The 20,215-nt window shown below is 43.8% G+C and carries 11 protein-coding genes; 6 read left to right on the top strand and 5 right to left on the bottom strand.

The annotated features are described in order from the left end of the window. Positions 1-77: 77 nt before the first annotated feature. A complete protein-coding gene (locus KIH87_RS13045) occupies positions 78-2,483 on the top strand; it encodes a TonB-dependent receptor plug domain-containing protein (protein ID WP_232358304.1) in 2,406 nt (801 codons plus the stop codon). A gap of 472 nt (positions 2,484-2,955) precedes the next feature. On the opposite strand, the gene KIH87_RS13040 is transcribed toward KIH87_RS13045, so the two are convergent. Next, positions 2,956-3,213 carry a helix-turn-helix transcriptional regulator gene (locus KIH87_RS13040; protein ID WP_232358303.1) on the bottom strand — a complete coding sequence of 86 codons (258 nt, stop codon included), beginning with the start codon at positions 3,211-3,213 and terminating at the stop codon, positions 2,956-2,958. 1,024 nt (positions 3,214-4,237) lie between these two features. On the opposite strand from KIH87_RS13040, the gene KIH87_RS13035 reads away from it, so the two are divergent. The 5 genes from KIH87_RS13035 to dapE all read left to right on the top strand — a co-directional run bounded on the left by KIH87_RS13035 (position 4,238) and on the right by dapE (position 12,321). After that, entirely contained in the window at positions 4,238-7,285 is a 3,048-nt protein-coding gene (locus KIH87_RS13035; RefSeq protein ID WP_232358302.1) for an FG-GAP-like repeat-containing protein, read from the top strand. 67 nt (positions 7,286-7,352) lie between these two features. Beyond that, positions 7,353-7,700 (top strand): OadG family transporter subunit, encoded by a 348-nt coding sequence (locus KIH87_RS13030; RefSeq protein WP_232358301.1) that lies wholly within the window; start codon positions 7,353-7,355, stop codon positions 7,698-7,700. A 27-nt stretch (positions 7,701-7,727) separates the two neighbouring features. Continuing rightward, a complete protein-coding gene (oadA, locus tag KIH87_RS13025) occupies positions 7,728-9,545 on the top strand; it encodes a sodium-extruding oxaloacetate decarboxylase subunit alpha (RefSeq protein WP_232358300.1) in 1,818 nt (605 codons plus the stop codon). A 6-nt stretch (positions 9,546-9,551) separates the two neighbouring features. After that, the gene (locus KIH87_RS13020; RefSeq protein WP_232358299.1) at positions 9,552-10,682 is read left to right on the top strand and encodes a sodium ion-translocating decarboxylase subunit beta; all 1,131 of its coding nucleotides are present in this window, start codon (positions 9,552-9,554) and stop codon (positions 10,680-10,682) included. Between the two features lie 466 nt (positions 10,683-11,148). Beyond that, positions 11,149-12,321, top strand: coding sequence for a succinyl-diaminopimelate desuccinylase (gene dapE, locus KIH87_RS13015; protein WP_232358298.1), 1,173 nt, complete (start codon positions 11,149-11,151; stop codon positions 12,319-12,321). A gap of 81 nt (positions 12,322-12,402) precedes the next feature. Here the strand turns inward: dapE and pulA are convergent, their stop codons facing one another. The 4 genes from pulA to KIH87_RS12995 all read right to left on the bottom strand — a co-directional run bounded on the left by pulA (position 12,403) and on the right by KIH87_RS12995 (position 20,197). Beyond that, on the bottom strand, positions 12,403-16,581 hold the full coding sequence (pulA, locus tag KIH87_RS13010) for a pullulanase-type alpha-1,6-glucosidase (RefSeq protein ID WP_232358297.1): 4,179 nt from the start codon (positions 16,579-16,581) through the stop codon (positions 12,403-12,405). A 470-nt stretch (positions 16,582-17,051) separates the two neighbouring features. Beyond that, a complete protein-coding gene (locus KIH87_RS13005) occupies positions 17,052-18,773 on the bottom strand; it encodes a GNAT family N-acyltransferase (protein WP_232358296.1) in 1,722 nt (573 codons plus the stop codon). Between the two features lie 115 nt (positions 18,774-18,888). Further along, entirely contained in the window at positions 18,889-19,701 is an 813-nt protein-coding gene (locus tag KIH87_RS13000; protein WP_232358295.1) for a UDP-2,3-diacylglucosamine diphosphatase, read from the bottom strand. Positions 19,702-19,864: 163 nt separating this feature from the next. Next, positions 19,865-20,197, bottom strand: coding sequence for a hypothetical protein (locus KIH87_RS12995; protein WP_232358294.1), 333 nt, complete (start codon positions 20,195-20,197; stop codon positions 19,865-19,867). Between the last annotated feature and the right edge of the window lie 18 nt (positions 20,198-20,215).

Genomic DNA, 20,215 nt, shown 5'->3' with positions numbered 1-20,215 from the left:
CTCTTAATGTGGTTGGAGTTATTAAGAGTCTTTTTTAATTCCTTTTATTTATATCAAACTCAACAAAGGAAAAACACATGGTACGTTACAAGCTGAAGCCTTTAGTGCTTGCTGTTGCGGCATCATTGGTTACTCCCTTACCAATGGCTGTTGCCCAGGAAAAAGATGACAAAGTGGAAGTCATTTCAATTGTTAGTCGTAGTCCTAACCCTCGCTCTGTTGATGATTCTCCGGTTCCCGTAGATGTTTTTTCTGGTGAGCAATTCAATTCACTGGGTAATGCGGCAGATATTACTGATAATCTGAAAACATTGGTGCCTTCTTATACTGCGAGTCCCGCAACTGGGGATGGTAGTGCGTTTGTACGTCCTACAGCATTGCGTGGTATGGCTCCTGATCAAACTTTGGTTTTGATTAATGGAAAACGTCGCCACCGTTCGGCTTTAGTGCATTTCTTTGCGCCTGCTGCGGGTAACGGTGCTCATGGGCCTGATGTTGGCATGATCCCTAACATCGCTCTGAAAGCGGTTGAAGTTTTGCGTGACGGTGCGGCGGCTCAATATGGTTCTGACGCTATTGCTGGTGTAATGAACTTCCGCATGAAAGATGCTGATCATGGTGGAGAGGTCATGCTTCAGTATGGTCAATTTTATGAAGGTGAACAGAGTGTTAAGTTTGCTGCGAACAAAGGCTTGTCTATTGGAAGTGATGGTTTTCTTAATCTGAGTATTGAACATACTGATAACGATGCCTTGTCGCGTGGTATTCAAAATCCATCGGCTCAAGCACTTATTGATGCTGGTGTCGTAGGGGTTGGTGCTGATTCACCATTTGGTGATGCTCCTTTGGTTCAAACATGGGGAAGACCTGAAACCAGCGGTACACGTTTGTTTGTTAATGCGGGGTTTAAACTGTCGGAAGATGCTAATCTGTACATGCATGGCAACTATGGTGATACCGAAGGTCGATACCGCTTTTTCTATCGTGACCCAGGCCATTCTTCTTTAGCCTCTTTGGTGAATGATTTTGGTTATGATGGGGCTCTGTTAGAAACGGGCTATACGCCTTATCTTGATGGCGATCAAACCGACTTCAGTTTTGTTGCTGGAGTTGAAGGCCAATTCAGTAATGGCATTTATTATGATTTCAGTGCGTCTATTGGTAATAATCAATTAGATTACTTCTTAAATAATTCTACTAACCCAACATTAGGATTGGGGAGTGATGGGGAACCATTGCAACGTGATTTTGATGTTGGTGGTTACGAACAGGAAGAAGTTAACTTTAATGCTGATTTTTCAATGCCTATTGGCTTGGATATGAATTTGGCATTTGGTGCTGAGTGGCGTGATGAAACCTACACTGTTCATGCGGGTGAAGAAAACTCTTACATTGGCGCAGGCTCTAATGGTTTAGGCGGTTTCCGCCCGGAAGATTCTGGAGAGTTCAGTCGTGATAACTATGCTATTTATGCTGAACTAGATCACGATATTTCTGATAACTGGTTGATGCAGTATGCATTGCGTTACGAAGACTTTTCGGATTTTGGTAGTACCGCAAATGGCAAGATCGCGACTCGCTATAACATCACTGACGACTTTATCTTGCGTGCGGCTGTTTCTACGGGCTTCCATGCTCCAACGCCAGGGCAGGCCAATGTAAGAACCACTATTACCACTTTCGATGGCACTACGGGTCAGCAAGTTGAAGAAGGTTTGGTTCCTGCTACCAGCGAATTGGCTATGCGTGCAGGTGGCACAGGATTAAAAGAAGAGGAATCTGCTAACTTCAGTATCGGTTTTACGACCAGGTTTGGGGAAAACACCAGCTTAACCTTCGATTTGTACCAGATTGCGGTTGATGATCGTATTTATCGTACGGGTGATATTCAGGTTCCAATTAGTGATGAAGCGGGTGCTCCAGAAACTACCATTTCTTTCTACACCAATGCGTTGGATGTAGAGCATGCAGGTTTCGATTTGGTGCTTACTTCACAACTTGATTGGAGTGGATTCAGCACTGAGTTATCCCTTGCTTTTAACTACAACGAAATTGAAGTGGTAGGTCAAAGAGCGATTAATGGTGTGAACCCTGTTAGTGATGCAACAATCGAAGATATCGAGAATAACTTCCCTACAGAAAGATTTGTATTAAGCGCTATTACTGAGTTCAATGAGCAGTGGTCATTGATGGCTCGTGCTAACTTCTACGGTAAGCACTATGATGAACGCGGTACTATTGATGCTGATGTTGAGCCATCTGCTGAAATTGATTCGGTAGTGTATTTCGATATGGAATTAAATTATGACCCAACGGATGCTTGGCGTATTAGCCTGGGTGCAGCCAATATTTTTGATGAATACATTGATGAAATTGGCCCTCCTAATGCGAACCGTTTGAGTGTAGGTTTGCAATACCCTCGTCGTAGTGCTGCAAACTATGAGGGAGGATCATGGTATTTGAGAACGTCATATAAGTTCTAAGCAACCCTTATTGTTGATAGTGTAAGAGGAGCTTTCGGGCTCCTTTTTATTGCTTGTAATAAAGAGGGAAGGGAGCAGTTCTTTCTTATTGATGAATAATAATAAATGTGGGGAGAGGCTGTGGTGCTATAAACGTTAATGTGTATTTATGATGAATAGTAGAGGGTTGTACAAGTACATCTGTATTGTTGAAATCGTTTGCAAAGTGATGCGTAAATGATGGGGAGCTTTGGTCGCTTGTGATTATGAGACATCTGTTATTGTGATGGATATCATTTATAGTCTCTGCTTTCAGATATCACATGTTAGTATTCTAGGCAGTGAGCACGCGAGCTCACTGCGAGTCATGGTTTAAAAAACACATTACCCGACAACTTGCTACAGACCTGCAAGACACTACATTCGCATTATCCATAGCACTGGATAGCATCTCTTATCTGGAAAAATTGTAATTCTTATTTCAAACCTGCATCTACAGCTTCAAAAACTGCATGATGTAGTCAACAAACGTATGTTTTGTTTGGCTTGAAACTTTAATGTGGCAGGCACGCCACCATCTTCTTACAATATCCAACTCCAATGATTGAATTGTACGAGGATGTTCATTCTCAATTGCAACCACGGTCTCGCGACTGATGTTAACTCGTTGAGCCAACTCAGCTTGTGTAAAACCAGCCTCTTTGCGGATACCGCGCAATAATTTCCCGCTAAATGTATGAATAGTTTCCATCCTAATCGCCTCCTGTTAATAAAATTGAACTCGAAGCCTTCTCCCATTAGGTAAAAATAGTAGCCGATAATAAAAAATATACAAGGGGGAATCTGGAATTTTTTATCCAGTATTTATGCATGAAGGTTCTGTGAGGTATCTTTGTTTACCGGAAAAGCCTGCTAAATCAGCTTGTTGGGTAAAAATAACAATCTATATCTATGTCATTAAAAAACCACAATTGTTAACAATCTGTTACATCTTAGGTCTTGTTTGTGACCGATATTACAACTTTATAGGCGTTTATGGATGTTTAGTGTATGTCCATATATCGAGTTCGCTATTAACATCGCATTTACTTAAGAGTATGTCTAGTAATTCTTGGGTATATTTTTTCATTTGTTTAGAAATGCTTGATATAAGTTCCCGAAAACCAAACACCAATACTACCTACCGAAAGTATTACTTGTGTGATTATAGTTTATTTATTGTTGTATCGTATGGGTTTTTTATAACTATTTGTATTTTATTAAAAAATTATAAATTTTTCGTTTTGTGGTTGTAGATATTACGTATATCGCTTTGCATATTGGAAATTGATGATTGAACTCTCAAAATCACTGTAATTGGAGTAAATTTTGAATTTCTTATGCATTTTTATTTATCTAAAGTAGGTTTTTTATTCATATTAGGTGATTGTTAAATAACGATGAAGATAGCTTGAAATGGCTTTGCTTAACTTAAGGATAAATGCATGCCTGATGACCTGGTTAAATGACTGTAAGTTTTGATGGTTTTAAGGAGATGAATGCTTGATCTATCAATTTAAAATGAAAGAAAAAAGTTGATGGATGGGATTTGATGTAAGCAAAAAATGTTAATTAGAACGTGAAATAACAGGCTTAATACAACCTCTTAATACCGGTGTTTAGGTTTTTTTAAAAAGAACTTTGTATAAAAAGGCTTTGGGAGTTGATTAAAAAATAACTTATAATCTGCGCTGTAGTTTCGGTCATAATGACCATTATGTGTATATAGCAAGATTATGGAGTTACAAGTTGTGAAGTTGAATGGGATAAGGTGTTTAGGGTTGATTTTTATCGCCCTGTCTGGACGAGTGTTTGCTTTGGATAAGCCTGTTGATGTTTGGACATTAGGTCAAAACCAGCGTGGTGATTCAGTTTCCATCGTTATTAATGAAGTAAAATTAGCATCATTGAGTGAAGGGGAAAGTATTAACATTCCTCTGAAAAATAGCGTCCTCAATGCAAAGGTCACACATATCGAGCAAGTTGAAGGGATTCGTATCGTTCATGCAAAAAATACTGCCGATATTCGTTTACCATCCATACTGTTGTTCCAACACCCTGATTATTTCTCTGCATGGATCCCTACTAAATCAGGTACCTTCCGAGTTAAAAACGGACGTATATTCAAGGAAATAAATAGAACTGGTGGTAAAGACGATTTTGTAGAGACTACGGACCACAGTTCTTCAGTCGTTGATGTTGGAGAACAATATAAGTCTTCCTCATCGCAGTCTGTTAGCAGCACAGTAACTTCATCGTCTACTTCCAGAAAAGACTTTAAGGTGCTGTTTGTTGTGACTGATGAATTTGTTCAGAATTATCCCGATGTAAATGCAACATTAACCGAATGGGTGGTTGCAAATAACAGCATTTATTCTTCTAGTGGTATAAATCTGAATATTGTTAATGCCGGGTTTATTCAGGCTGATATCGAGTTTGCAAGTGAGCAAACTATATTAGATTCGTTAAGTGATTCTACTGGTTTTGCACTCTATCCATTTACTGATCAAATGTTAAATTCTATTTGGGATAAACGAATAGAAGAGAAGGCTGATTTCATTGTTGTAATGAAATATGGAAATAGAGATGATCTTTGTGGGTTAGGCTTTTTGAATGGAAACTCCTCAAAGTCTTTTCAATTCAAAAAGTCAGTGAGCGTTGTTATTGATACATACCATGATTTTTTCAGACCGCTGGGTTCGTGTGGATACGACACTTTAGGACATGAGTTGGGCCATAATATGGGCTTGGGGCATTCACTGGTTCAAGGTAGTGTTGGAACCGTTTTTGATTTTGGACGCGGGTATGGCGTTGATGATCAGTTCTCAACTGTGATGGCTTATCCATCGGCATTTGGTTCGGCTTCTCCTGTTCCATTATTTTCCTCTCCAGATTTAACCTGCCTCAATAGTTTCGCATGTGGAGTTGATAAGCAGAGTAGCGATGGTGCAGATGCTGTATATGCGATTAACCAGGTCGCTACTCAAGTTTCATCCATCTATGATGAAAATAATCCTTATTTTTCTATTGAAGAGGCTTTGAATCAGGTTGATAGCAGTTTCGAACAATGTGTACGAAATTCTATTTCTTCTGAGCGACTAACTTCAGAAGTCGACTTTTTAAATTGCCGTAATGTAACTTCCATTCAAGGGATAGAACGTTTTTCCTATGTCGATGTATTAGATCTTCGAAGTGCTGATGTATCGGATATTTCCGCGTTGAGAAGGCTTACCCGTCTTGAGGCAATAGATCTCTATTACACGAATGTATCCGATCTGTCACCGTTATCAGGTGTTAAGGATTTATTGAGAATCTTATGGCTATCAGTAGATAACCTGTCATGCCAACAAGTGAATGTTGTTCAAAACGCATGGGCTATCAATGATTTTAAACGTATTGGTTCATGTCAGTCCCTTAGCAATGATTCTGAGGATTTTGATAATGATGGGATTAACAATCTAAATGACACGGATGATGATAATGACGGGATCGATGATATTACCGATGGTGCGCCGTTTGATGCTAGCAATGCTAATGATATCGATGCTGATGGAGTGTTAAACGAGAATGATTTATTTCCATTAGACCCTAGTGAATCTTCGGATTTTGATGGTGATGGTTTAGGTAATAATTCCGATACCGACGATGATAATGATGGGATGAGCGATGAATTTGAAACCCTGTATGGTTTGAATCCTTTGTCTGATGCTGATGCTCAATTGGATTTAGACAATGATGGGCTAACAAATTTACGAGAGTTTCAGTTAGGCACAAATCCTTCAATGTTAGACAGTGATTATGATGGCATCAGTGATGGTGACGAAGTTATCGCTGGTACGGATCCCTCTGTTCATAAAGATGCTGCGACGTTTATTCGCACAGATTTTAATGGGGATGGGTATGCAGATATTATCTATCGTAATGAAAATACCTTGAAATGGAGTTTTCATCTGACTAACAACGGTCAGGTCACTCAAACTGACAATATTGAAGGGATGTCTGCAGTTGCTTCCTGGCAATATAATGGTACTGGTGACTTCAATGGTGACGGATACGACGATGTTATCATCCGTAATTCTACCTCTGGGCAGTGGTATATCTATTTCTTCAATGGCTCTACCATGATTAGTCGAGGCTACAGCAATATAGAGAATGCCAAATTAGTTGGGGTGCAGGCTGTTGCTGATTTTAATCAGGATGGCATGGCCGATGTGCTTTTACGTAATGAGCAAACGGGTCAATGGACAATGTCATTAATCAACACCAGACAAGTGGCATCCATTTTAAATCCCCCAATGTCTCAGGTTCTAACCTGGGAGATTGTTGATGCAGCAGACTTTGATGCTAACGGTAGTCCCGACATCTTAATTCGAAATCGTGTATCTGGTGGTTGGTATATCTACCTGTATGAAAATACCAATATTATTAATAGAGGTTACCTTTCAACGTTAACAACGGATTTGAAAGACGAAATTCAGGGAGTTGCAGATTTCAATGGTGACGGTTCCAGTGACGTGCTTATACGTAACAAGGACACAAGAAAATGGAAAATTATCTTTATGAATGGAAGAGCGCCAATTTCTACTGATGACGTAGCATTACCGGAAGATGCTGAATGGCAATTTAATGTTGCCGATGATTTTAATCTTGATGGTAAAGCGGATGTTGTATTGAGAAATGGCAACAATGTTCGAGTGTATCATCTAAATGGTACGAGTATCAGATCTACCCAAGATCTTGATGTTGTCTTGACAGAATCACAACAGGTACGTGTTTTGAATTAATGTTAAATTAGCTTTCATGTAGCTAATATCTAGATTCATCGAACAATAATATTTCAAGGGGCTCATTGTGAGCCCCTTTTTTATCTATTCATTGTTTTTTTACCGTCTGCGTGCTAATTATCATGTACAACATACAGTTATAAATACCTACAGTATGCACGACGATATTTTTGTTCTCCTCCAGGACTCTTTACTTCTCCTTTTTATTGGTATGGCGGTTGTCTATTCATTTCTTGCCATACTGATTGTTGCAATAAAACTGATCCAGCAATTTTGTGCCCGTTTTCCTGGTGAAGAAGTATCACAAAAGGTCAAATCCCGATCATCAGGTATTAGTTCTGGTAATGCTGGTGTTTCTCCCGCCGTTGTTGCTGCAATCTCTGCAGCTATTCATCAACATCGACAAAAACAATAACGCACCCACATCATAAGGAGCCTTACTATGTCCAAACCTCTTGCGATAACCGAGCTGGTACTTCGAGATGCCCATCAGTCTCTATTGGCTACACGTATGCGTTTGGAAGATATGCTTCCTATTGCAGAGAAGCTGGATAAAGTCGGGTATTGGTCGATGGAATCCTGGGGCGGTGCAACCTTTGATAGTTGCATTCGTTATTTAGGTGAAGATCCATGGGAGCGTATTCGAGCCTTAAAAAAGGCGATGCCGAACACCAAACAGCAGATGTTGCTGCGAGGGCAGAATTTATTAGGTTATCGCCATTATGCTGATGACGTCGTAGAGCGCTTTGTCGAGCGAGCTCATGAGAATGGCGTGGATGTATTTCGCATTTTTGATGCCATGAATGATATGCGTAATCTGGAAGCGGCGATTAAAACCGCCATTCGTGTGGGGGCTCATGCGCAAGGTACGATTTCCTATACCGTTAGCCCTGTGCATACCATGGAAACCTGGTTAGGGCTGGCACAGCAGTTACAGGATATGGGTGTTCATTCCATTTGTATCAAAGATATGGCCGGGCTGTTGAAGCCTTATGAATGTGAAGAACTCATTACCCGATTAAAAGAAACTGTTAACGTGCCTATCGCAATGCAATGCCACGCTACAACAGGTTTAAGCACGGCAACTTACCAAAAAGCCATTGATGCCGGCATTGATATGTTGGATACCGCTATTTCGTCAATGAGTATGACTTACGGGCATAGCGCCACAGAAACCATGGTGTCTATTGTTGAAGGCACAGAAAGAGATACCGGGCTGGATCTGGGCTTGTTGGAGGAAATAGCCGCCTATTTTCGTGAAGTTCGTAAAAAATACGCGAAATTTGAAGGTAGCCTTAAAGGCGTTGATTCTCGAATTCTTATTGCCCAGGTTCCTGGTGGTATGCTAACCAATATGGAAAATCAGCTACGTGAGCAAGGCGCACAAGATCGTTTAGATGAGGTGTTACGTGAAATTCCCAAGGTGCGTGAAGATTTGGGCTTTATTCCGCTGGTGACGCCAACATCGCAGATTGTTGGTACTCAAGCGGTACTGAACGTATTAACTGGCGAACGATATAAAAGCATTACCAAAGAAACCGCTGGCGTTTTGAAAGGTGAATATGGTGCAACGGCCGCACCCGTTAACGCGGAATTGCAGTCTCGGGTGCTTGAAGGCGGAGAAGCGATTACCTGTCGTCCGGCTGATAAACTAACACCTGAAATGGATAAATTAACCGCAGAGTTAGAAAGCCACATTAAAGAACATAGTATTCGGGTAGCTGATAACCTGGTGGACGATGTGCTCACTTATGCACTGTTCCCGCAAATCGGCCTTAAGTTTCTGCAAAATCGCGATAATCCTGATGCCTTTGAACCTGCACCGGGCAATGAAGCTGAGAAAGCTCAAGCTCAGTCTGCGGGCTCAGCTCAATCAGCCAATCAATCATCTGCTCAAGCGTCACAGCCAGCATCTTATGCGGTGCGTGTGGATGGTAAGGTTTATCATGTTGAAGTCGCTGAAGAAGGCTCGTTGCAAAGCATTAAGCCTGTCAGTGACGTTGAATCGAGAGCTGAGTCGATGCCGCAGTCAACATCGGTTTCTGCTGGAGAGTGCCTAAAAGCACCGCTGTCGGGTAATATTGTGAAAGTATTGGTTCAACCGGGTGAGCAAGTCAGTCAAGGCGATGTCGTCATCGTGATGGAAGCCATGAAAATGGAAACAGAAGTACGAATCGCCAGTACAGGAACCATCTCTCAGGTTTTGGTTAAGGAAGGGGAGAGCGTTCAAACGGGTCAAGATTTGTTGACTTTAGGGTAAGTGCTTATGGACAAGTTACTGGTGTTATGGGAATCCACGGCTCTGGCGAATTTTGCTTTGGGTCAAATAGTGATGATTACTGTTGGCTTATTACTGCTTTATCTGGCCATTGTTAAACAGTTTGAGCCTTTATTGTTATTACCTATTGGGTTTGGCGCAATACTCACCAATATTCCCTTGGCGGGCTTTTCAGAAGCGGGTGGATTACTTTACTACGTCTATAAGGTCGGTATTGATACCGGCGTGTTTCCTCTACTCATTTTCATGGGCGTAGGCGCTTTAACCGACTTTGGGGCTTTAATCGCTAACCCTCGAATGTTGCTCTTGGGAGCAGCTGCTCAATTCGGTATTTTTGCTACTTTATTTGGCGCTATATTGCTGAACTTTGTGCCTGGTTTTGAATTCACCTTGAAAGATGCCGCAGCCATTGCCATTATTGGCGGCGCTGATGGGCCAACCGCCATCTTTCTGGCCTCTCGGCTTGCACCAGACTTGCTTGGCGCAATCGCCGTTGCAGCGTACTCTTACATGGCTCTGGTGCCAATTATCCAGCCGCCTATCATGAAAGCCTTAACCACAGAGGAAGAACGTAAGATTGAAATGCAGCAGTTGCGTCATGTCAGTAAGCGCGAAAAAATCATTTTTCCTCTAGCGGTATTGGGGTTAACCATTCTGTTTTTGCCTACCGCAACACCCTTGGTTGGCATGTTCTGCCTGGGTAATTTGATGCGGGAAAGTGGCGTTGTGGATCGGCTTAGCAGCACAGCCCAGAATGAGTTGATTAATATTGTGACCATCTTTTTGGGATTAGGTGTCGGTTCCAAGTTGTCAGCCGATAAGTTCCTTACCTTGGAAACCCTGGGAATACTGGCTTTGGGTGCCATTGCCTTTTCCATTGGTACGGCAGCAGGAGTATTAATGGCCAAGTTGATGAATCGTTTGTCGGGTGGCGGCATTAACCCTCTTGTTGGCGCGGCTGGGGTTTCTGCCGTGCCTATGGCGGCTCGTGTGGTAAACAAAGTCGGTTTACAGGCCAACCCTCATAACTTTCTGTTGATGCATGCTATGGGCCCCAATGTGGCAGGTGTTCTGGGTTCTGCTGTGGCTGCGGGCGTCTTGTTAGCGTTGGTTGGTTGATATCGACGGGAGTTCATCTGTTTGCGCAAGCTGGTTGTCGATAGCGTGCCAGCTTGCACTATTCTCTCTTTAGCTCAGCCCTTTAGCCACGTCCTTTAGGTAATAAAAAGCATTAAGGTATAAAAGGCGGCGATAGCGCTTGAGAATATTAGAATATAGATAAATCCCTTTTTGCCCTGACCAAGAGAATAGCCGTTTTGTCGGAGATAAATCCCCCATATCAAGCAGAGTATTATCGGGATTAAAAACAGTAGCCTTACCAAGTGATTTTCCTTTAGTTTGTTATTCTTATGTCTATGTTTTTAATAGTATAGACGCTAACTTGTCAGTGTGAATAGAGTAAGTCTCTGGAAATTCAGTTACCCGTGGAATTGTATGTCATGAGCTTGTCGTTTTCCCGACATCATTTTGTCACTCATTTTCGCTGTAATTAGCGCCCAATGAAAAACTGCTTTGGGTCTATATCATGAATTTTTCCGCCTCTCGTTCCATTGTTCCCGCTTATGCCAAATCTATCCCTTACAGTTTTGAATTGATCTATCGTCCTTCCGTTACGCCTTTGGACGCGGGATGCCAGGATTGGTTGGCAGGCAAGCTCAGTGCATTAGGTTTTAAATGCCATCAGTTTGAGGTTGAGGGTGTAAAGAACCTGATTGCCGAAATCGGGCAAGGTGAACGCACGGTGGCCTTTGCCGGGCATACTGACATTGTCCCCCCCGGTGATCTTGGGCGTTGGAAGACTAACCCTTTTGAACCTGTAATTATCATGGATGAACTCATTGGGCGTGGTGCGGCAGATATGAAAACCGGCTTGGCGGCCATGTTGGCAGCGAGTGAGCGAGTGCTAAAACTGTCTTCGGTTTTAAATGTGCGTTTTTTATGGCTGATCACCAGCGATGAAGAAGGTGAAGCGGAATTTGGTAGCAAGGCAATAAAGCAATACCTGGATGAACAGGGAATTCAAATCGACCAGTGCATTGTTGGAGAACCGACGTCTAAGCATACTACTGGCGATACCATTAAAGTTGGGCGCAGAGGCGCAGTGTCAGCACAAGTGCGTGTGACAGGAAAACAGGGGCATGTGGCTTATCCACAGTATGCCGACAATGCGATTCATAAAATGGCGAAGGTGATTAATGCGCTTGAATCCATTGAATGGGATACTGGAAGCGATGATTTTCCGGGAACCAGTCTGCAAATCACCCATATTGATTCCGGCGAGTTTACCGACAACATAGTGCCAGCCAAGTGCTCGATTTGCTTCAATATTCGCTATAGCCATAACTATACTCAAGCGCAACTTGAAGCCCTAATTGGTGCTCAGTTGTCAGCCGTTACTAGCGACTTTGAACTTGAATGGGAACGTGCCTGTGAGCCTTATTTTACCGCTACAGGTATGGATCAGTGCTTAATTGCTTCTGTGGAAAGGGCGATTCATCGTAACACTGGCAAATTCCCGGTGTTATCGACGGCTGGTGGTACTTCAGACGGCCGTTTCTTCGCGTCAGAACATACTCAGGTGGTGGAAGTGGGAGTGCCTAATAAAACCATTCATCAGGTTAACGAGCGAATTAATATTTCAGATTTGGTAACGCTGGAAGATATCTACGCGGATTTACTGACAGATTTGCTGTATTAGCAGATCATCAGCCGCGTATATTCGACTGATGACCTGTTTAAGATGTTATATCAGTGGTTAGGTTAGCTCAGAAACCCTTATTTAAAGCTTGCTAACCTTAATTTTAGGTGCATCAGGATTTGGGCCTCTTAACTGGAACTGATAATCACCTGCTTCAGTAATGCTCAAGCTGATATCACCGCCAACACGCGCTAGCTGTAAACCCTGACCCAGTTGAACCTGATTACCTGCTTGTCCAGCACCAAAATCCACCGAGCTCCAATCAGCAGAGGCGATTTTGAACTCATAGTTGCCGACACCAAGTGTTAACTGAGCCGTATAAATATGGCTGCCATCAAAGCTAAAGACATCGTCAGTTCCCCAACCATTCATGGTGCCGCGCACATAAATCTCAGTTGCACCATACATGCCTGCTTCATAAACAGACACTGTTGGGTTGTCGAGATTCGCTGCATCGAATGTAAATACATAAGTGCCATCACTGGCGACTGACAGAGCGATATTGCCGCCATTGTTGACCAAATCTACTGTACTGCTTACCGCCAATGCACTGTTAGCGCCAAAGTTAACGGTAGACCAATCACTGGAAGCGACTTTGAATTCGTAGTCACCCGCAGTTAGCGCAACTGACACTTCATATTGGCCTGAACCAATGTAGGTAAAGGCGTCGTTTTCGCTCCAGCCATTCATGGAACCACGCAGATATACGCTGGTTCCGGCATAAGGTTCTTCTACCTTAACCGTTAGCGTTGGTGACACTGGATCGGAAGCATCCAATGAGAACACATAGCTACCACTTTCACTGGGTGTGAAATGCATATTCGCACCGGAACGCGTTAAAGCGAGCGCGGTGTTAAGCTGAACTGTGGTGTCGCCTGATGCACCGAAATCCACTGTACTCCAGTCTTCGCTAGCGACTTTGAACTCGTAGTCTGTGCCTGCATCAAGAGTAATGCTTAGCTGATACACGCCGTCACTGGTGTAGCTATAGCTGTTGTCTGTTCCCCAACCATTCATGCTGCCGCGCAGATACACGCTGGTATCACCAAAAGGAGCGGTGTCGGGTGTGCCGATTGTTGCAAAGGGTGATAACCCTGTACCTTGCTGTCCACCTTGAGGTTTCACGAATACCGCCAGGCTATAAGCTGGAACCGTGAAGTCGCCACCTTCTGCAGTTGCAGAGAATTGCGCTGTGCGAATATTGGCATCAACGGAATTAGCTTGAATGGCATGTAAGGTGAAGCCCTGAGCCGTCGGGATGTTGTGCGTCAATGCTGAATCCGTACCATTGATGATCAGTACAAGGGCATCATTGGCTGGGTCAAGATCAGTTAAACCTGTGCCATCGTCGATACTCATGACGATAAGGCCGCCCGTTTGATCAGAACCCACATTGTGGAATCCGATGCGGTTTTTAATCTCTTCAGCACTGGTTAAACGGAAAAGCGGGCTACCGCTACGAATACGCAAGAATTCTTGAAAGACGCTGGCGGCAAACTGGATGTCAGAAGCGCTGGGCGCGCGATTGCTATCAGCTAACATGGCGGCAATTTGCTCGTACTTGCTGCCGTTTTCCTGTTGTGAAGGTAAGCCTGAATTCCAGTTACTGGTTTGTAAGCTGAAATCGACTCTATTAGCCCAGTCACCTGCATCATAAGAGTTACGATCCATGGATTTTGAGCGCAGGAAGTCACCACCAATTTGCAGGAATGGAACACCTTGGCTTAATAATGGAATCGCCATAGAAACGTTTTGTGCGCGTACACGATTTTCCAAAGAAATGGTTTCAGGCAATGTGTAGTTCAGCTGATCCCATAAAGTTTCGTTATCGTGTTTGGAGACATAGTTGATAATGTCGGCAGGGTCGCCAGCGTAACCACCCAAAGAGCTGGTTTTCACGTAAGCATTGTTGGAATTCACCAACTGATAATCGGTGAGAGTGCCCGCTAGAGACATACGGATCTTATCTTGAACGACGAGGGTTCCGGTGCTGCTGTTGCCACTGAAAATTGCTGCTCCACGCACTGCTTCACGGATTTGGTCGTTGAATGTACCCACTTCGGTATTAGCCATGTTTTTCTGAGTGGCTTGCTCAAACAGTTGGTCACCAGCGACTTCGCCGAAATCCCAACCTTCACCATAAAAGTAGTTATCCGCATCAACGGCTTGCACCGCGCTTCTTGCTGCTAAAATTGCAGATTTGGGAACATGTCCCATCAGGTCGAAGCGAAAGGCATCATATTTGTATTGTTCAGCCCACATCACTAGCGAGTCCACCATGAATTTTTCCATCATGCGGTGTTCTGTGGCTGTGTTTTCACAGCAGGTTGAACGTTCAATGTTACCTGTCGTGGCGTTGTATCTGTGGTAGTAACCCGGAACCAGTTTGTCCATTACCGAATTGGTGTTAATACCGGAAGCATTGGTGTGGTTATACACCACGTCTAACGCCACGCGCAGGCCAACGTTGTGCAAACCTTGCACCATGGCGCGCATTTCTTTGATTCGAGCGACACCATCGGCATCTGAGGCATAGCTGCCGTCCGGAGTGTTGAAGTGGTGAGGGTCGTAGCCCCAGTTGAAGCTGTCGCTATTGCGCATGTCGTTAGACAACTGTTGCGCATCGGTTGTGGCTGGGTCAAAGCTTTCAAATACGCTTAATAAGGTGCTGGTGCTGTCGTGTGTGGCACAAACGGATGCATTGCTATTGATAGCGCACAAGTCGCCAACGGTATCGTTAATATTAACCGTGTTTTCAGGATTTTCCTCAATGCTGGCAATGTCATTGGCTGGTAGCAGATGGAAATGGGTTAAACCTGCGTCCGCTAGAGTTTGTAAGTGTTGCATCGGAATTGAATTGGGTTCCGCAAAGGCCATGTATTTGCCACGAGAAGCGGGATTTACCGTTTCATCGAATACACTGAAGTCGCGAATATGACCTTCATAGATTACAGCGTCTTCCGGGTTGGCAATGGTCGGAACGTTATGAGTATCCCAGTTGTCAGGTTTGAGATCGGCATCGGTCAGATCCACAAATTGTGAATAGCGACCATTGGCTGACAAACTCACAGAATAAGGGTCAGTGACTTCAAGGGTTTCTACGTTGCCACTGACAGGATGATAAACCGTGATTTCGAATCGGTAGAACAGGCGATCCATATCGGCACTGATATCGCTGCTCCAGATACCAGTATTGGCGTCGTAGGCCATATCCATAGAGCTTTGCAGTGATTTGTCAGCATTATAAATATTCAGCTTCATTTGCTGTGCTGTGGGAGCCCAAACGGCAGCTTGAATACCTTGCTCGGTATAATGCAAGCCTAGACTTTGCTCGTCGGCATCGTTGTCGCCAGCAGTAAATAAGCTATCTAACAAACGAGGCATTTGTACTTGCGTTGCCGCGATGACTTTACCTTCTGCGTCCAGGCTGACAGCTAACAACTGTGAGCGGATCAGGTTCGAGACTTGTTCACTCGTAATATCAAGGTGAAAAGCAGGCCAACTGGTATGTTTAATCAGTTCTGCCGCCGGGTCATTCTCTGTTGCACCCATGGTCAGAGTGACATATTCACCACCCGAAATACTGCCGTCTTCTTCCAGGGTCAACGATGCCGTCATGGAATGATACAGCCTGACTTCGCTAGTGGTGTCGGTATCCACATTCCATACTAATGTGTTGGCCGTTACCCAATGTGCTGCTGCGCCTGTTACTGCAACAGCAACTTCAACTGTGGGCTCAGTAAAGACTTCATTCACGCCAGATAATGTCCAGACCATGCGTGAGCCCGTTAGATTCATCATCAAGTCTTGCTGTGAAATGTCTTTCACGCCAGCAGCGTCATGCACGATAAAGTTCATGCAATCTGAATAGCCTTCCATTAAAGGAATGATGAAATATCCACCGTAGACAGGGTCAACGCCAGCTACGCTAGGCCCTTCAGGCCAGTTGGTAGGTTCCGCTACTGTGTTGGGGCAGTTGTCGTTGTTCCATAAATGCAGTACCCAGCCTTCGTAATTTGCATCAGAACGGTTGTAGAAAATAATGGCTTCATTGTCCGCTGGTGTCACCGTTGGTTCTGGAAGTACACAGGCATCACCACTGTCGTTGGCGATTTCAGGAGCCTCGCAAACAATAGGATCGGGTGTAGGTGGAGTGCTAGGGGGATTTTCACGGCTACTGCCATCAAAACATCCCGTGAGTAGTAACAACAGCGAAGCGGCAAGGCTCGTATTGCGACAGGTATTAATGATGCTTCTCATACTATCCTCATTAGTCGGTGTCCCATATGGGATCCCGGTAATTCATTACCTTCGTTCAAGTGATGTAAATTGGTACATCCTGTCGTTTTTGCTGGAAGCCTTCCCGGTCAATTGCGCTAAATAGCTGTTCCAAACTATCAGTCAGCAACAGAAAGCTTTGAGCAGACCCTCAGCCCTGCTTTTCACTTAATGAATCGGCGAAGCGGCTGTGGAGCCTCAATGGATTCCTTTCTTAAATAAAGAGGCGGCGAGTCTGCGATAAATTTCTGTGGCTGACTTGCAGTTAATCACACTTATTTAGAAGGTGAATGGTTACCAAATTGTTAACAAACCGATAAACGTTATCGGGTTGTGGGCTGAGGGACAAGTTTTAGGGCATTGAATTCGTATGCATAAATTATTGCGCACGCGAATGGGGGATGGCGAATGGGGATAGGGAGGATAGGGAGGAAGTAAAACCGAGGCTGCCGTTAGGCAACCTCTTGTTGAATGGTATCAGGCATATAACGCTGGCGTTTTTTGTCTTTTAGCTTGTGTAGGTCAACCAGAATAAGACCGTCAATACAATCGCTAAAATCCGGGTCTACGCCGAAACTAAGAAACTGTACGCCACCGGGCTCACATAGCTCGGTGTACTGTTTGTACAAGGTCGGGATCGCAACGCCCATGTTGGCTAACAGGTGTTTTAATTTAGTGAAGTCTTCCTTGTAATCAGCTCCACTAAAAGCACTTTGTAGTTCTTTGGGCAAGTTGTAGGGGCATTTGGAAACGGCAATATTGTCTTTGTTACCGAAGTAAATTTGGTAAAAGGCGACCAGCAATTCTTTCGCTGCTTCCGGGAAGCTGTTGCTCAGGCTGACAGGCCCAAACAGATATTGATACTGTGGGTAACGTGTTAGGAACGCGCCAATGCCATACCAAAGATAATCCAGGCTGCGTTTGCCCCAATATTTTGGTTGTACGAAGCTTCTGCCTAATTCTAAACCGCGTTCAAAATAGGGCGTCATAGCGTCGTCATAATTAAATAGCGTGGCTGAATAAAGCCCATCTTTGCCGTGGGTTTCAATGAGCCTTTTGGCGTCACCCAAGCGATAAGCACCAACAATTTCTAAATCTTCCTTATCCCACAGTATCAGGTGCAAATATTCCGTGTCGAACTGGTCGGTGTCTCGACGTTTATTGCATCCTTCTCCTACAGCCCGAAAAGCGATTTCTCGCAAACGGCCTATTTCACGCAAAATAGGAGAGCTTCCCTGATAACGATATAAATGGATTTCTTTGCCATCGGCAGTGTATCCCAGCAATTCACAACTGGTTTTAATGGCTTTTGCCAGCTCTTTTCGGTCTTCCGGAGCGGCGATAGCATTTTGGGTATTGAAAATACCCGATTTATTGCTGCCTATGCGGTAAAGATGACGCTTGAAAAGTCGTGTTTTGGCTTTAATGGAGATCTTCATGTCACCGTAGGATTCATAGGGGATCAATCTGCCTATACGCATGGGCAAATCACTACGACGATGTTTAAACATTTCTTTCACTAGCAGCATGGTGGCTAGTGGTTTGTAGAGCATGGACGCGCTGTAAAATAAGGGGGAGTTCTTGGCATCAATGAAAATTGGCAGTATCGGTGCTTTAGCTGACATTGCCATGCGTACGAAGCCTGTGTGCCATTTGGTGTCTCTCACGCCATGAGGACGCAAACGAGAGACTTCGCCCGCAGGAAAAACAATAAGTGCTTTGCCGCTATTAATATGCTGATTAATACGTTCAATATCTTCTCTGCGAGAACTGCCAGTCATGACATTCACCGGTAACAGCATTGAACGTAAGGGTTTTAAAGACATCAGCATTTCATTGGCGATAGCTTTCACATCGGGGCGGATTTCGCTGACCAGTTTGATAAGCGCGAGTCCATCCAATGAACCAATAGGGTGGTTGGCAATAATAACAACAGGGCCTTCGGTGGGAATGTTCTCTATTTCGGTATCGCGAACAGAATAGCTGACGTTAAAGTATTCAAGCACTTGTTCAACAAAATCAATCCCTTGCAGGTGAGGGTAGCGCTCGCCGAATTCCTTGCATTCTGATTCATGTAACAGGTGGCGTAGAATAAAGCTGAGGGATTTGAACAACCAGGGGCGTTCTGCCAACTGGGGATAGTGTTTGGTGAGCACTTCATCAACAGTGAACATTTGTCGTTATTACCTATGTTTTTGTTCCACAAGCAATATAAATGGACTGTGTTACGAAACTGTGCAGGACAGATGTCAGATTGATGACAATAAAAGTCCGATTTAAAGCAACGCGTTAAGCGGCTTTCTGCCCAGAAGACTTTTGTTCCAGTTGTCTGTCGAGTTGAAGTATTTCTACTTTTGAGCGTATTTGCGTCCAGTAAACCAGCTCGATATTACCCTTGGAGTCTTCCGTTAAGGCTGAGCAGTTTTCGATCCAGTCACCGTCGTTATAGTAGGTGATTCCTTCTTGCTCAATGGTTTCCGGGTGGTGAATATGACCACATACCACACCATCTAGTCCCATCGATTTAGCTTTATCGATACATGCATTGCGATAGCGTTCAATGGCCTTATTTGCCCCGCTGATACGGCTTTTTATATAGCCCGCCAGTGACCAATAAGGAAAGCCTATCCAGGCTCTGGCCTTGTTGTACCAACGGTTTAGGAATAGAAGCAGGTCGTAGCCTTTATCACCAATCCAGGTGTGAATGGGGCCAAAGCAGACTTCCTGATCGAACTGATCTCCATGCAACAGAAGCAAGCGTTTGCCGGCGGCTGTGGTGTGAATACACTGACGATGAATTGCCACTTCGCCAAACATCATGCCGTCGTACTTTTGTGCCGGTTCATCATGATTTCCGGGAAGATAAATAACTTTTGTGCCTTTTTCCGGGAGTCCTATCAGGTAATGAAATAATTCATTGTGGGATTTTGGCCACAGAAACTGTTTGCTCATCGCCCACATATCAACGATATCGCCTACCAGATATAAGGTTTCTATTTTGGTGTGGTGTAAAAAGTCGAGCAAATATTCGGCTTTGCAGTCGCGGTATCCCAAGTGAATGTCTGATATCCAAACGGTGCGGTAATGTTGTTTTACTGTCATCGCGTTTATCTCCCGAGAGGCTTGAAAGAATAATAAAAAGGGGCGATGACAAAAACGTTAATAATGGATGACGGTATGGTGACAATTTATACGATGTGAAGTGCTCATTGAACTTGATTTTGTAAAGAGCGGGAGCTTTTCTCCCGCGCCTCATTATTGAAGATTATTTTAAAAAGTGAGCGATGGCTCCAGAGAAGCCTCTGTTTTCAATAACCTTATATACCTGACAGCTGGATGAATTCAGGTCAGGGTTCTCATTTTCTATGCCATAACAAATGTGTAGATGGTTTGTTTCGTAATCCAGCTTTACAAAATTTGCATGGGCATCTGACAATATTCCTGAATGTCCCAATCCATCCCAATAAACCGCTTCTGAAACAATATTGGCACTTTTATATCGGATTAGCTCTGGCTTCGGCACAAGTAACAAGACCAGCCCCAAAAGTCCTCCAATACCCATAACAATATATTTTCGTTTAATGTTTTTTAATTCCATGTGCGCTTGTTTTGTCGT

The sequence above is a fragment of the Paraneptunicella aestuarii genome, from assembly GCF_019900845.1.
In the GTDB taxonomy this organism is placed as follows: Bacteria; Pseudomonadota; Gammaproteobacteria; order Enterobacterales; family Alteromonadaceae; genus Paraneptunicella; species Paraneptunicella aestuarii.
Note: the sequence above shows the minus strand (reverse complement) of the source record. Positions and strands in the feature narration are given on the sequence as shown.

Bases quoted from the DNA above. Each gene is read 5' to 3' on its own strand.
- KIH87_RS13020 (WP_232358299.1), top strand. From the start codon at position 9,552: ATGGACAAGTTACTGGTGTTATGGGAATCCACGGCTCTGGCGAATTTT.
- KIH87_RS13045 (WP_232358304.1), top strand. From the start codon at position 78: ATGGTACGTTACAAGCTGAAGCCTTTAGTGCTTGCTGTTGCGGCATCA.
- KIH87_RS13000 (WP_232358295.1), bottom strand. From the start codon at position 19,701: ATGACAGTAAAACAACATTACCGCACCGTTTGGATATCAGACATTCAC.
- dapE (WP_232358298.1), top strand. From the start codon at position 11,149: ATGAATTTTTCCGCCTCTCGTTCCATTGTTCCCGCTTATGCCAAATCT.
- pulA (WP_232358297.1), bottom strand. From the start codon at position 16,581: ATGAGAAGCATCATTAATACCTGTCGCAATACGAGCCTTGCCGCTTCG.
- oadA (WP_232358300.1), top strand. From the start codon at position 7,728: ATGTCCAAACCTCTTGCGATAACCGAGCTGGTACTTCGAGATGCCCAT.
- KIH87_RS13005 (WP_232358296.1), bottom strand. From the start codon at position 18,773: ATGTTCACTGTTGATGAAGTGCTCACCAAACACTATCCCCAGTTGGCA.
- KIH87_RS13040 (WP_232358303.1), bottom strand. From the start codon at position 3,213: ATGGAAACTATTCATACATTTAGCGGGAAATTATTGCGCGGTATCCGC.
- KIH87_RS12995 (WP_232358294.1), bottom strand. From the start codon at position 20,197: ATGGAATTAAAAAACATTAAACGAAAATATATTGTTATGGGTATTGGA.
- KIH87_RS13035 (WP_232358302.1), top strand. From the start codon at position 4,238: ATGGAGTTACAAGTTGTGAAGTTGAATGGGATAAGGTGTTTAGGGTTG.